Here is a 14619-nt window from a genome sequence, read left to right as displayed (position 1 = left end):
ACTCCAAGCACGAAAAGTCGTCTTTAAACCTGCCTGAAAATTCTATTATGTTTTCCCCTGTAAACTTCATGCGTTCTATGGTTAGAATGCAAATCTAATAATAGTATTTAAATAAACACCTCAATAACTTTTTTTGACATCCTTTCTTGTCAGTTTTAGCCCTATAGTTCCAATTGATAATCCTATCTACACACAAAACCCAGCGGTAAATAGGCCAAACGCCACCGCATCCCAACTATCGCAATTTGCGATACTCCAATACTAGGAGGTAATCTCGGGGTTCACGCCAAGAACGCCAAGTTTTCGCCAAGTTAGTTAATGAAGATCCTTTGTTTAACTCTGTCAGGGTTTTGAACCCTGACAGAGTTTTGTAATGAATATACATTCTAAAACAGATGCCATTCAAAATTTCATCGGATAGCAAGGAATAAATATATCAATATAAACACACCAGCTTAAACCCAAAAACCATCTAATCGCATTTTGCGATAATATAACCTTAGCTTGAAGTAAAATCTTATCTGCTTCATCAAACTTGTGGGTTCGGCTTTGAATGAAGAGAGGAATTTCACCCTGTTATGCTAAGCGGAACGAAGGAGCTTAGTTAAACGGGAGTTCGATATAAGAAGTCGCATTAACAATATAATAAACAAATATTTACAAATACAATATTTATGGATGGAACAATGGAACCGGAGCGAATCCCGCAGGGATCGACGAAGTCAACCGGAACTCGACGAAGTCAAATCAAGAGGTTGGATTTTTGCTTGTATCTTCCATTCTTTACTTCATCGAACTAGCAAGCTCGGTTCCATTGATTCAAATAAAATTGAAATATAGGTTAATACATTGTTTCTTATATCGAACTGACGTTAAATTAGTCACTTACCTAAGTTCCAAATTCCTAGTGTCCTCGAACTATGTACACTAGTTCTAAGCTTTGACTGGCTAAATTGCTATCATCGCCTTTGACCGGCAGGAATTTAGCACTGACCCTATATTTGCCAGCCTTGAGTTTCGGGCTAGTCCACTTCGCTTCTCCAAAGTTGTTGATAATTACCGGTTTGTCTATAGGTTCGCCGTTAAAGTAGAACTGTACACTGCCTATCCCGTCGCGCTGTTTCTTTTCATCATAGGTGAGCCGTTGACCGGTGAGGGTACGTTTGATGACAGCAACAAAGGTGGCGGGATCGCCTTCTTTAGTGACTTTACGTGCCGGATAAATTTCGGTTTTGGTGCCGGCCAGCTCCAGTTTTTGCGCCAGAAGATAAGTTTTCGCAAATCCGATTTCTCCTGTTACAACCACATCCATTACACAGTTCTTGCGGTTATCCGGATCAATGATTCTACTACAGATCTGCTCGGCCTCCTTACGTTCAATAGGCTTGACCATGTTCATATCGGGAAGTTTACAGGAAGTTGCATTCTCAAAAGGCCATCCCTCGATTGTAAAGGTCGCAGTGGAGGTGCCGGGAGCGTAATCAAACAGGCTAGATTTGCTGCTTACACGCCAGAATTTTGAAAATGTTTTGTTGAGCTGCTTATACCGATCCGATAAATTGCTCGGCTTTGGGCCTAGATAGGTGCCGTTAGACAAGCTTGGCAGCCACTGACCGGGTTCAATTAACCCCGCTATTCCCTCAGTTGCCGGCGTATTAAGCACGCTGATATTGAGATAGGCTATATTATGTGCACTCCACCAGCCTAGAGTGACAACCATTACGGATCCATTTGGAAAGTCCACTTCAATCCCATTCCCACTCGCAGTCTTTGAGACACGACCACCAACGCCAAGATTAACAGTGCCCAGAGCCTCAATGTCCTGTATGATACCATCAACACGCAACCGCATACGGGTTTCCTGTTCCTGCACCGGCCCATCAGGCTGGTAACTGATGCGGTGATTCCCCACACGGGCTGCCAAGGCCGTATTTACGGCCACACAACTGCTCAGGCCTGTATAACCATTGGCAAGAGGATTGGCTGTAGTAACTGGGGTTTGGCGTACTTGGATTTCGTAATCCATACCGTCCCTAAGCAGCGTATATTCACCAGCACCATGGAAATCATAATTGATACCGTTAACGGTCTTGATATGCGGGTCGCCATTGTCGCTCATATCATAGACAGCGCGGTCATTGCTGAGCATCACATCGTCAATCACAATACGACCCTCCGACGATCCGTTTGCGGGCCCTACGTCTAGACGAATCGCAACGATATCAGTCAAGTCCAGGCCCGATCCATTATTTAGGAAGTCGGTTAACCTAATACGGATGGTTTCCATCTCATTATGCCAACCGCCAGAGCGTTGATACGGTTGTTCAAGCCCTCCGCCAAATGCGCCTATGCTGATAGAACTCGAAACTGGAACGCCCTGCCCGTCTCTAAGAGTTACCTTAAATGTTAGGTCGCTCAGAACCGCCAATGTATTCGGATGCTGGGTGCCTTGGGCACCACGAAAAGACAAAAACAGATTATCCGTGAAATTGCGCTCTCCGACTGGAATCTCCCATTCGTAAAACCGATTATTCCCAGTCCAGTCAAAAACGACACCGCGACTCAAGTCAGTCGCACTTGCCTGTGTTGCACCATTAAATGGATCGGTGGAAGTCCAGGCAAAATCTGAATTATTGTCATCCAATCGGTCTTCAGTCACGTTGGATACGTCAAAGGATACCGGTGATCCAATACTGCTGATCCCTGTAGCAAACTGGGATTGATAATCATCGATAATAATCGTTTTTTGCGGATTGGATGGAGTATTAGGTGAAGCGTCAAGGTATTCATGGGTTACAACAATGCAGGGGTCTCCAGTTGGAACACCAATTGGGCGGAAGCTCTCATATTGCCGGGTCAAAAAATCTATTGACGGAATATTATCATCTACATAACGCTTTACCAAAGGCAGGAAATGGCCAAGCTGCACCAGGTGTGTATTGGCCTCACCGATGGGGCATGGGCCGGTAAACCAACTAGAACCTCCGCCGTTATGAAACCAAGCGTGACCTGTCCCTTGTACAACGGTTGATTGTCTATTGCCTGTTCCGCGGTCATGGAGGTGAAAAGTCTGGCACAAATCACAACCCGCTGATCCGTCGACATCAGAGTCGCCAGATGCTGTCCAGAGATGGAAATTTGCGTTATGTGGATTAGCCGTGTTAGTACCCTGAAAATCGGTTGGCAACATGCTGCTGATTAATTTGATGTCAACCATGTTGAAATAAGTTGGAGTGTATGTGCCATCAAACATTCGGTCATAGGCGATCGCCACCCCTTCCGCTCCACGGCTATGCCCGATCCAAACGATTCTGTCGACATCAATATTTCCAGTCAACGCACCTGCGCCTGGAATGGCGCCAGCATTAATCTGATCGATTAGCGCATCAGTATGACCAAGTGTGGTTGTCGAAGCAGTGACGACTCCTGGGCCCGTATTATTGCGGTGGCTCATGACCACATAACCGTAAGAGGCAAGGTGGTTCCCGATATGATTATAATTTTCATACCAGTGTCCGTTGCCGTGGGATACAATGATTAAGGGCAGGTTTTTACCGGTTGCGGCTATAACGCCAGCGACATTGGTAGGGAAGAATAGATTTTGCCCCTCAAATCCGCCAGGAATTCCGAAACTAGTCGCAACGGCTGCATTGATATTGTAGGTAAGTTCTGTGACCGCCTCTGGGCCGGGGGCGGTGGTATTGTGAACCATGTAAAAGCCGGCCTCATTATTGCGTCCGTCAATAAAGTCGTTCCCGTCAAGCAGGCCATTTTGATTAAAATCTAGAACAACATCATAGCCGACCCCGAGGCCGAGCCCTGCATTGGCACTCAGTTCGCCCGCATTGGCAACTACGAACGTATTACTTTGAATATTAGTGTTACTAAAAGTTACTGTCATCTTGCCGCCCAGTGTTACATCTGTGAGGGTATTGTTAGCGTTCCACCCGTTTGTCTTTTTCGAGGCAACGATATAAATATCACACACTAGACCTCCAATAGTAGGAAAACGTGTTGGATCAATAGCAATTTCGACATTGCGATTGACATTGATTGCCTTGACATATTCAAAATATGGATAAACACTAATCGAATTGCCGGCGAGTTCGGTTTTGGTTACTTGCGCCAAAGCGGAATGTTCAGTAAGTAAACTGACTAAAACAATCAAACCTAAACCAAATGTCCTTAGATTATGTTGGATGGGTTTCATGATATCATTTTTAATTTTTTAGCGTTTATCTTATTTACCGGTAACGGGTAATCGCCAGGATTCAACAATATGTTTTTCCTGTGGTGAGAATTCTAGTATTAGATCTCCAGCATTTTTGCGTAAAAGCGTGGTCAGGTCAGGAGCAGCAATCATTTCCTTGGTTCGGCTTTTAATATCGGATAATTTTAGGGCCGAAATACCTGAACGTTTGGCTTTGGTAAGTTCACTCGCAATCATTTTTGCGTCAATTCTTTCCGGTAAATCCGGTGTGCCAAACCATAAGGGTTCTTTCGATAGATCGATTTGCTCGGGGATGATTCCGATAACAAAACCGGATTCATTCCCTTGGTTGAGTCGTTGAACGGTGTGATTTCCGGCATATAATACCGGTTCCAGTACGTTTTTCGGCATCACCATCTTGGGGTCAACCTTTATCACCACCAACAGGCCGGATTTAACATCTGGATGATCGCTCTGCCAGTCATATTTAAATGACTGCTCCAGTTGGAAAGGCTGAATGCGCAAAATGTCGATAACCGACTGCGGTTTGAAGCCATCTGGAGTAGGTGTCTTAGTCCGACATCCACTGATAATAAAAAAGCCCGATAGGATAGCGACGTACAAGTACTGTCGCATGTCTAATATCAGGCGGAAACTTCTGTTTCGTTTTCGATTCACTACCATAGCTGTGCCTCCTTGTTTTTAAAGTTTAACGAAAAAGAATAGTTAATTTACCTCTGAAGCCTTCGACTTCGAAGTGTGAATAATACAATCACTATAATATATTATTTAGTAGCTAATGTACAATTAATATACACAATATGCAAGAATAAATGTTTGGTTGATGACGCTTTGGAGTTCTTAACGTTTTTTGGTAGTTTTATTGGCTGTCTAGGATAATAATTTAAGTTCTGTTCGTCAAAGGCTGTAAGTAAAAAGTTAAAATTATTGGGTTATGCATAGGTTAGCGAAACATACCCCTTCTTTCAAAAAAAATGCTCTTAGAAATGTTATCTAAGTATGAGAAACGAATTCGTACTCATTGGGATGATAACCAAAAGAAATAGTGTTTCTCTATTGTGGAGTTTGTAGGTGTACTTACTGAAAGAACCAGATAAATAAACGATTACATAGAACTGAACGTTATTAGTTCCAACTCCCACAAAACGCTCGGTTTCAATTGTGCTGATGATGTATTTGGTAGGTTCAACACATTTCGCTTACTTTACTTGCTTGGGACATGAAAATAGTTTCAACCGCCCAAATGCAGCCAACTTGCATAACATTACAGACAAGCATGAAACGAATAGTTGTTTTGTTAATTTATTAAACAATAAAAAACGAGAAGATTTTTGTTACTATTAGCTTTAGCATTCCCATTGGGGTCACAAGCTCAATACATTCTTACATTAAGTGATGTAGAGTTTAGCAATGGAACTATTACAGATTATAAGAATACAACAGAAAAAGATATAATTATTCCTCATTCATTAGGAGGGGAAACTGTACTTCATATTGGGACTTATGCTTATACATTGAAGTTTGGAAATTCTGCTGCGTCTTTAGAGGTAAAAGCGTCAAATTTGTCCGCAACCGACTTTACTTTTAGCGAAGAGCTAGCCACATCTACAAAATATTATTGGCAAATAATTGCTAGTGATGGTAAGAATGAAACGGTCAGTGGTGTTTGGGGATTCAGCACGGTTAGTAACCCCATTGTAAGTACTGTACCATCTACTCCAATTATTATTTCTCCGAAAATGGATACAAAAGCAGGAAATATCGAATTTATTTGGAGTGTAGTTGTTGACGATGGAGGACTGGAAAACATCACTTACATTCTTAATGTAAATGCAACAGAATATGAAGTTAAAGAATCTACAACTAAAAGCCTAAACCTTCCAGTTGGGATTTGTAAATGGTATGTTACTGCTTTTGATAAGGATGGAAATGGTTCTGAAAGCGAGCATATCACAATTACTTTAAGTAATTAGACTTGAATCGCTTGTCTGTAATACTTGGTTTAAGCATGATGCGAAAATCGAATTAATTTGTAAGTTTGAAAAAATATATCGTGGGATAAGAAAATTGGTTATAACTCCCCCGATTACGGAATCGTTTAATTAGTTTATGTGATTTTGAGATGATACTTTACCCCAACGCTAAAATAAATATTGGGCTTAATATTGTTGCCCGCAGAGAAGATGGATTCCATAATATCGAGACTATTTTCTTCCCTATAAAAGGATTATGTGATATTCTTGAGATAGTACATATCCCAAATCAAGAGCTGAGGGTTCGGTTTTCGCAAACAGGGCTGATGCTTAATGAGCCAAGCGAGAATAATCTTTGTGTGAAAGCTTATAATCTTCTATCATCATACATGGAATTACCACCAGTTGCAATTCATCTACATAAGCAAATTCCTTTTGGGGCTGGACTTGGTGGTGGCTCATCGGATGGTGCATTTACTCTTTCTGGTTTAAATAAAATTTCGGAAAATCCTCTTTCAAAAGAAAAACTGCTGGAGGTTGCATTGAAACTTGGTAGCGATTGTCCGTTCTTTATTTTAAACGAAACATGTTATGCTTCTGGAAGAGGCGAGATCTTAAACCCAATTGAATTAAATTTAAGCGGTTATCATATTTTGATGGTAAACCCTGGTATACATATTAATACTAGTAAGGCATACTCTCATTCTAACCCAAAACCTTCGGTTTATAATCTTCCGAAAACTATCTTTAATAGCCCGGAACAATGGAAGGGTGTTGTAGTAAACGATTTCGAAAAAATTGTATTTGCACTTTACCCTGAAATTGGCATAATAAAAGATAGATTGTACCAAATGGGGGCTATGTATTCTGCCATGTCGGGTAGTGGCTCAACTGTATTCGGATTATTTAAATCTAAACCAGATTACGCTGACGTTTTTAGTGATTATTACACTTTTTATCAGGAGATAAACTAACGTGAGTTCGATGTAAGCATAACATATTGATCCTAAGTATAGTGTTAGATTGTTTGCTTTGTCATGCTGAACGAAGTGAAGCATCTAGTCTCTAGGTAATTAGATCCTTTGCCTCGCTTAGGATGACACCTTACATCAAGTTGACATTAAACTACTAATCACAAGATTCAATTCATAAGAAATGCACAATTAATTTTAGTTTTGCAATTAAGTCCTCATCCTGATTAAAAGAGCCAACAAACTGTAATCCAATAGGTAGGTGATTAGAAGTTTTCATAGCAGGAACTGAGACTGTAGGCAATCCGGCATAAGTCCATGGTAAATTCATTAATGGACTTCCTGTTGAATCGAGTCCTTCAGTGGCTGCACTGCAAGAAGAAGGGGAGAGCCAAATGTCAATTTTATTTATTGATTTTATAACTTCCAATTGCGTTCTCAGCATTTCTCTTCCCGCTAAAGCATCTTGATATATTTTTTTTGTAATTGTTCTTCCTTCGATGATGAGTTTTTTAGTGTTTTCGCGATAAAGACCTTCGAAGTTTTCAAACCATTTTTCATGAACCTTTGAGAAGTCAACCGCAATCATACTTTTATGTGCTTTATTGATGGATTCAATATCGCCAAAAGTATCAACCTTTACTATTTTAAAACCCAATTGTTCCAATTGCTTAGTTTTCTCGTCGAATAAACTAAGTACCTCATCATTCGATTGTTCTAAATAGCTTCCAACCGCTATTCCAATTACGGGTTTTTGGTGAGAAGTTTTAGTGGCTGGATTCCAATGATTACAGAGAAGCGAGGCAACGATTTCAATACCTTGCAAGTCTTGTGTGAAAAAACCTATATGATCAGCAGAAACTGAAAATGGAATTACACCGTTTGTTGAAATTCTTTTATAGCTGGGTTTATAGCCATACACTCCGCAGAATGAGGCTGGTCGGGTAATTGAGCCAATTGTTTGGGTACCTAGAGCAAGAGGGGTGAGACCACATACAACTGCTGCTGCAGAACCACTACTTGAACCACCGGGAGTATGTGACAAATTGTGAGGGTTACAGGTTGGTCCTGGCTCAAAATAAGCAAATTCGGTGGTGACTGTCTTGCCAAGGATTAATGCTCCTGCATTTTTTAATGCTGTAACAACGGATGATTCTTGTTCTTCAAATAAATTTGTGGGAAGTTTAGATCCTGCCTGGGTTGGAAATCCGTCAACCCTAAAAAGATCTTTAACCCCAATAGGAATTCCAAATAAAATAGGTCTTTTATTTTTGTCGGGATATTTCTGTTTTAAATCTCGGGCTTCACGTAGCAGTCTATTTCTTCTTCCTATTTCAGGAATCAGAGAGTGAATTAATGGTTCTAAACGATCAATTCGGTCACAGATTGAGTTAATGAGATCTTCAACTTCAATAGTTTCATTTTGTATAGCATTAATCGATTCTGATAGCGAGAGATTAAAGATTTTCATATAGTTTTTATATTATGCCGTCTTCCTTTAGTTTGCTAATTTCAACCGAGTTCAAACCAAGCATTTGGGAATAAATTTCTGTATTGTGTTCACCAATTTCAGGAGCTGCCTTACGGTCAGGTTTTTCTTCAACTGAATTCATTTTAATTGGGTTGCCAGCAATTTTTATGGTTCCTGCCTTTGAGTCCTTTACCTCTACAATCATATTACGAGCTTTCACCTGATGATTTTCCATAACCTTATCGATGGTGTTTATTGGACCACAAGGAACTCCGGCACAATCAATTATCTTTAACCATTCGTCGGCAGTTTTCAAAACAAGTGTCTTCTCTAGTTCCAAATTCATCTCTTCAATATTTTTGGTGCGTAGAGGGTTGCTTTTGAACTTTTCGCTGTTAGCAAGCTCGGGGCGACCAATAGATTCGCATAGTTTTTGCCAAAGAATGTCATTCCCAGCAGCAATAACAAAGTAGCTATCACTGGCTTTATAAGCCTGAAATGGTGTAATAGTTGGATGTCGGTTACCTAGAGGTTCTGGTGATTTATTTTCAACCTGATACCGGGTAATGGCATTTTCGAGCATGGAAACCTGACAGTCAAGCATCGCAATATCCACCTTTTGACCAAGCCCTGTACTATTTCTTTGATGTAGGGCTGCTAGAATGCCAATTGCTGTATATAATGAAGCTGAAATATCTCCCAACGACATTCCAACACGAGTAGGAGGGGTATTGGGCCAACCGGTAATACTCATGATTCCTCCCATAGCTTGAGCTAAAATATCGTAAGCTGCCTTTGTGGAATCTGGGCCGGTATGACCGAATCCTGATGAAGCGGCATAGATTAATTTTGGATTTACAATTTTTAAGTCTTCGTAACCCAAGCCCAGTTTCTCCATAGTGCCAGGTCGGTAGTTTTCAATTATAATATCTACTTTTTTAGTTAGATCTTTTAGAATTTCTTTACCTCTTTTTGACTTAAGATTCAATGAAATGCTTTTCTTTTCACGGTTGATACTTAGAAAATATAAACTTTGACCATTTTTGAATGGTCCAAAAGAGCGTGCATCATCTCCAGTCTCGGGCACTTCCACTTTAATAACTTCCGCACCGAGATCACTCAAAATCATTGTACAAAATGGTCCAGCGAGTACTCGGGTTAGGTCAAGAATTTTAATATTTTCTAAGGGTCTCATTTATTCAAGGTGTTAATATTTAAAGAATAGTAAAAGTTTTTCTCACATTATCGCTGAAAAAAACGATTACTATTCTTTTTTAAAATATGATAGTCAACTATTAAAAGGGCATATTTGTTTCTTTTTTATTTCCCTTTTTTCAATATTTCTAGGCACACTTTCTCGGCAGTAATTGGCATCGTTTTTATTCTTACTCCAAGTGCATCATCAATTGCATTGGCAATCATAGGAGCAATTGGGATCATGGTGTGTTCTCCAACGCCTCGAGCACCAAAAGGCCCATCGGGTTGAGGTACTTCTACAATAATTGGAACAATTTCGCCAGGAATATCAAGTGCTGTTGGGATCTTATAATCAGTAAAATTAGGATTCAACAATTTTCCACGATGATCAAACTTCATCTCCTCGTATAACACTGTTGAAATGCCCTGTAAAATACCTCCCACTATTTGACCCTTTACCAAACTTGGATTCAGCGCTTTCCCAGCGTCAACTGCTTCTACAACTTTTTGCACTTTCATTTTCCCAGTCTGAATGTCAATTTCTAAAATTGCAGCAGCAGCACCAACTGTATAATGAACATTTGGATGTCCACCCTGACTTGTTTCAGGATTAGCATTGGTGGATGAATATTCAGGCATAAAAACTCCACGTCCAATCACAGGTCCACCCTTAAAGGTACCATCCTCCATCTGTATTCCATTAATAATGAAATCCTTTAGAGCAAGTGCGAATTTTGGATGTGTTGTGCATTTTACCTTTTCATCCTCGAGGTATAAAGTATCAACGGGTAAATATTTGGTTCTTGAGACTAGCGAGAAAATTTGATCACGGGCATCAATGGCTGCTTTTCTAACAGCATTTCCGCAACCCCATGTTATATGTGATGCAACAGTTTGCCATTCGTATGGATTTCGATCGGTATCTGGATTTTCGGTTCGAATTTTACTAGTTGGAACAGAAAGGATTTCTGCAGCTATCTGAGCCATTACAGTCAAAAATCCTTGACCAAGATCCATTCCCGATACCAGTAAGTTGATGCTTGCATCTTCGTTAAACTTCAAGAAACATGATGAGGATGCATTAGGTGGCATAGCTGGAGCTTTCCAGAAAAGTGAAAAACCTTTACCTAGAGCAATGTCAGGATCATTGGATTTCAGTTTTTCATTCCATTTGATTTCTTCGGCCACTTTATCAATGGCTTGTAGCAATCCATTTGGATTCATGTGTGCACCATAGGCGGTAAGATCGCCTTCTTTGATAATATTCCTGCGTCGAATTTCAATTGGATCTATACCAAGATGAGCAGCAATTCTGTTCATGTGTGATTCCAACCCAAAAAGAAATTCGGAATACCCAAACCCACGGTAAGGTCCACCTGGAGGAAGGTTTGTGTATATACAGTATGAATCAATAGAGGCATTTTCAACATTATAAGGGCCAATAGCTGAAAGTCCAACAGCATTAACAACGTTGGCCGCATATTCTACATAAGCCCCAGCATCCCAAAATAGATCATGTTTTAATGCGGTTATCTTTCCATCCTTTTTAACTCCAATTTTTAGTTTTGCCACAACGCCCAAACGTTGATAGGTGTTGTAAAACTCTCGCTCACGATTCCACATAACCTTTACAGGATGCCCTTGTACTTTCATAGCAATTGCTGCCGCAATAATTTCCATGGTAACACCGGCTTTGGAGCCGAATCCGCCTCCCACATGGGGTGCAATTACCCTTACATCGTTGTGACGGATACCCAGTGGAGCCAGTGCTTGAGCAAATAAATTTCGTTGTGTATGAGGCGATTGTGATGATGCCCATACTGTCAATCTTCCCGAGTGATCGTATTTAGCTACAGCAGCATGAAATTCGATAGCACAATGCGAATAGCGTGGAACTTCATAAGTATCTTCGAGTACATAATCGGCTTCTTCAAACCCTTTGTCAGCATCCCCTTTCCTAATTTTACGATGATGTGCGATGTTGGTATCGGCTTTAGGGAAGAACCATGGAACATGCTCGTAATTTTTTAATTCTGGGTGAAGCAATTCTGCTCCTTCTTTGATTGAATCAAGTGGATTCAATATTTTGGGTAGTGGGGTGTAATTTACCTTTACCAATTGAGCACCTTTTTTAGCTGCTTGTGGTGTACGTGCCACTACTGCTGCAATCTGCTCACCGTAAAAACGAACTCTGTCCTGAGCAAATATGAAGCGATCTTTCATGTAAAGACCAAAGTTGAATGGAAAATCTTTTCCAGTAACTACTGCCAGAACTTCAGGTACTTTTAAGGCTTCAGAAGTATCAATGCTATTGATTATGGCATGGGCATGTGGGCCTTCAACCACTTCGGCATACAGCAAATCTGGGCCAAATTCCAAATCATCGGTATATAATGCGGCTCCTGATACTTTTTCTTTACCATCAACCTTAACAACAGATTGACCTATGTATTTATATGCCTTCATAGTTAGTCCTTTTTGGTTAATTCAAGAATGGCTTCAATAACTGGAGTGTAGCCCGTGCAACGGCATAAATTGCCAGCAAGAGCTTCTTTTATCTCATGTTCGGAAGGATGCGGATTATTAGTAATTAATTCGGTAGCGGATAATATCATTCCGGGAGCGCAATAACCACATTGAAAAACATTTTTTTCTAAAAAAGCCTTTTGTAAAGGTGATAATCCATTTTTCGATATATTCTCAAGAGTTGATATCTCATGACCATCAACTTCGATTGCAAAGATAAGGCAGCTTCGAACTGTTTTTCCATCGAGCATCACAGTACAAGCTCCGCAGTCGCCATTGTCGCAACCACATTTTGGACTTTTTACCCCCATTCTATCCCTCAAAACATCGAGTAATGTTTCATTGGGTTCAACGTGAAGAAACCTTGTTTCTCCATTGAGTTTAAAGGATATTTTTTTCATAGCAATGCTACTGTGTAATTAACTTAGGTTGTTTAAATCGCTCAACGGCTGATTTTAAAGCCCTTTCGAACATAACTTTGGTCATGTGCATACGATATTCCTTGGTTGCACGAACATCAGTGATTGGAGCAATAACCGTTTCAATCATGGCTTTGGCTTCTTCTATGGTCTCTTTTGATATGCCCTTAGTGTTTAGAAGATTTTCAATTTTCAAGGAGCGTTTTGGAATTGGACCAACCGAGCCAAAAGCTACATGATATTTGTTATCGGATAGAACCAAAACCCCAACGTTTGATTGTGAAAGATCCTCGCCTGAATATCTCATCATCTTTTGATATGCACCTGCATACTTCTTCTCCGGAATAGGAATAGAAACATGTGTAACAAGTTCATTGTCTTGAATCGCTGTTTTGCGATTATCTATAAACCATTGCTGGATAGGAATAGCTCTTTCTCCATCGATGCTCATGGTATGAATTACAGCCTCGTGAACAAGAAGCGGAGCAGCACTATCCATACAAGCTACAGCCGAACAAATATTCCCCACCATTGTAGCCCTGTTTCTCACCCCTGTTGATGCTACAAGACCTGCCGCCTCGAATAGAATATTCAGTTTTTCTCTAATAAGTTGAGATTTTCTAAGGTCATTAAAAGTGACCAAAGAACCTATATGAAGCTCATTATTAACCATCTTGATGACTTCCCATTCTTTGATATTTTTAATATCAATGAGAATTTCAGGTACCCGAAAGCCCTGCTTCATCTGGTTGGCCAAATCAGTTCCTCCGGCTAGGATTCTGGCATTTTTACCATACTTCCCGAGGAGTTTAATCGCTTGCTCAGCGGTTTCTGGCCTTTCGTAGGCAAATTCGTAAGGGATTGCCATAATGTGAGGAGTTAAGTTTTAATCTTGTTATAGTTATAGCAAATATAAAATTTAATAACTCTGTATTCCAAAATGGAGTACAGAGTTGCAAAAACACTATTATCCTTCCATCGCTATTACACGGCACATCGATGATTCTAGCTCAATGCCACGAAGTGGGAAAAGTCCTATCCAAACTCGTTTGTTATTTACTTTATTGATATCGCCTCCAAGATTTTCAGCATGAACCAATCCTTTTGGGAATAATTTAAGGTGCATTACCTGATAGTAAACGTCTGGAGGAAACATCTGATCCCATGATTTTCCATAATCTGCAATCAGTTTCTCTTCAGCTTCTTTAAAACGTTTTGGGTGCCAGTCGCGAATAATGGTATTCATTGGATGGTCTGCGCTACCGCAATCAACTCCAATCCATTTAATTTTCATGTCCAATGCCCACTGATGAAATTCGGGACTTGGGCCTGGGTGTTTTACAAAATACCGTACTTCATCTGATTCTGGTTGATCCCATGCATAACGGTTGTAGCCTGTATTTATAATTAGGATATCTCCTTCTTTTATCTCCGCTTTTTTCATCAACATTTCTGGAGAATACAAACTATAATCAGAAACTTCATCGGATATATCAACAACTACACCAGGTCCATACCAGAAATCAAGGGGTGTATCACCAATGGTGCGTCCACTAGAATGAAAATGGATTTCGCCATCGATATGAGTTCCAACATGGTTACTGGTTTTGATAATTTGTCCATTAGCACCTTGCCCCATGTGAGCACCTGCTATCCTTTTAAAATATTGAATTTGCAAAGGCATATAGCTAGGCCATGGTGGGGTGTGTATACTTAAGCGTTGAGTCAAGTCGTGAATTTTCACTTCACCCATGAATTTGAAAACGTCTTCTGGTTTCATATCTATTAGTTTTAATTATTTATTAGATGTTTATGTTTTAAGTTTTTAGGA

10 protein-coding genes are annotated in these 14619 nt (G+C 40.2%); 2 read left to right on the top strand and 8 right to left on the bottom strand.

The window, feature by feature from the left end; genetic code table 11:
* Positions 1-904 precede the first annotated feature (904 nt).
* A complete protein-coding gene (locus HOO91_15885) occupies positions 905-4210 on the bottom strand; it encodes a hypothetical protein (GenBank protein ID NOU19037.1) in 3306 nt (1101 codons plus the stop codon).
* A gap of 30 nt (positions 4211-4240) precedes the next feature.
* Positions 4241-4846 (bottom strand): hypothetical protein, encoded by a 606-nt coding sequence (locus tag HOO91_15880; GenBank protein ID NOU19036.1) that lies wholly within the window; start codon positions 4844-4846, stop codon positions 4241-4243.
* 716 nt (positions 4847-5562) lie between these two features.
* Here HOO91_15880 and HOO91_15875 point away from each other — a divergent pair.
* A complete protein-coding gene (locus HOO91_15875; GenBank protein ID NOU19035.1) occupies positions 5563-6204 on the top strand; it encodes a hypothetical protein in 642 nt (213 codons plus the stop codon).
* A gap of 149 nt (positions 6205-6353) precedes the next feature.
* A complete protein-coding gene (locus tag HOO91_15870) occupies positions 6354-7178 on the top strand; it encodes a 4-(cytidine 5'-diphospho)-2-C-methyl-D-erythritol kinase (protein NOU19034.1) in 825 nt (274 codons plus the stop codon).
* Positions 7179-7350: 172 nt separating this feature from the next.
* On the opposite strand, the gene HOO91_15865 is transcribed toward HOO91_15870, so the two are convergent.
* The 6 genes from HOO91_15865 to HOO91_15840 all read right to left on the bottom strand — a co-directional run bounded on the left by HOO91_15865 (position 7351) and on the right by HOO91_15840 (position 14568).
* Positions 7351-8646, bottom strand: coding sequence for an amidase (locus HOO91_15865; GenBank protein ID NOU19033.1), 1296 nt, complete (start codon positions 8644-8646; stop codon positions 7351-7353).
* A 7-nt stretch (positions 8647-8653) separates the two neighbouring features.
* A complete protein-coding gene (locus HOO91_15860) occupies positions 8654-9841 on the bottom strand; it encodes a CoA transferase (protein NOU19032.1) in 1188 nt (395 codons plus the stop codon).
* Between the two features lie 125 nt (positions 9842-9966).
* The gene (locus tag HOO91_15855; GenBank protein NOU19031.1) at positions 9967-12309 is read right to left on the bottom strand and encodes a xanthine dehydrogenase family protein molybdopterin-binding subunit; all 2343 of its coding nucleotides are present in this window, start codon (positions 12307-12309) and stop codon (positions 9967-9969) included.
* Between the two features lie 2 nt (positions 12310-12311).
* A complete protein-coding gene (locus HOO91_15850; protein ID NOU19030.1) occupies positions 12312-12770 on the bottom strand; it encodes a (2Fe-2S)-binding protein in 459 nt (152 codons plus the stop codon).
* Between the two features lie 7 nt (positions 12771-12777).
* Positions 12778-13656: a xanthine dehydrogenase family protein subunit M gene (locus tag HOO91_15845; GenBank protein NOU19029.1), complete on the bottom strand. Its 879-nt coding sequence runs from the start codon at positions 13654-13656 to the stop codon at positions 12778-12780.
* 99 nt (positions 13657-13755) lie between these two features.
* Entirely contained in the window at positions 13756-14568 is an 813-nt protein-coding gene (locus tag HOO91_15840; protein NOU19028.1) for a cyclase family protein, read from the bottom strand.
* Between the last annotated feature and the right edge of the window lie 51 nt (positions 14569-14619).

The sequence above is a fragment of the Bacteroidales bacterium genome, from assembly GCA_013141385.1.
Taxonomy (GTDB): domain Bacteria; phylum Bacteroidota; class Bacteroidia; order Bacteroidales; family Tenuifilaceae; genus UBA8529.
This window is presented reverse-complemented; position numbering and strand designations above follow the sequence as displayed.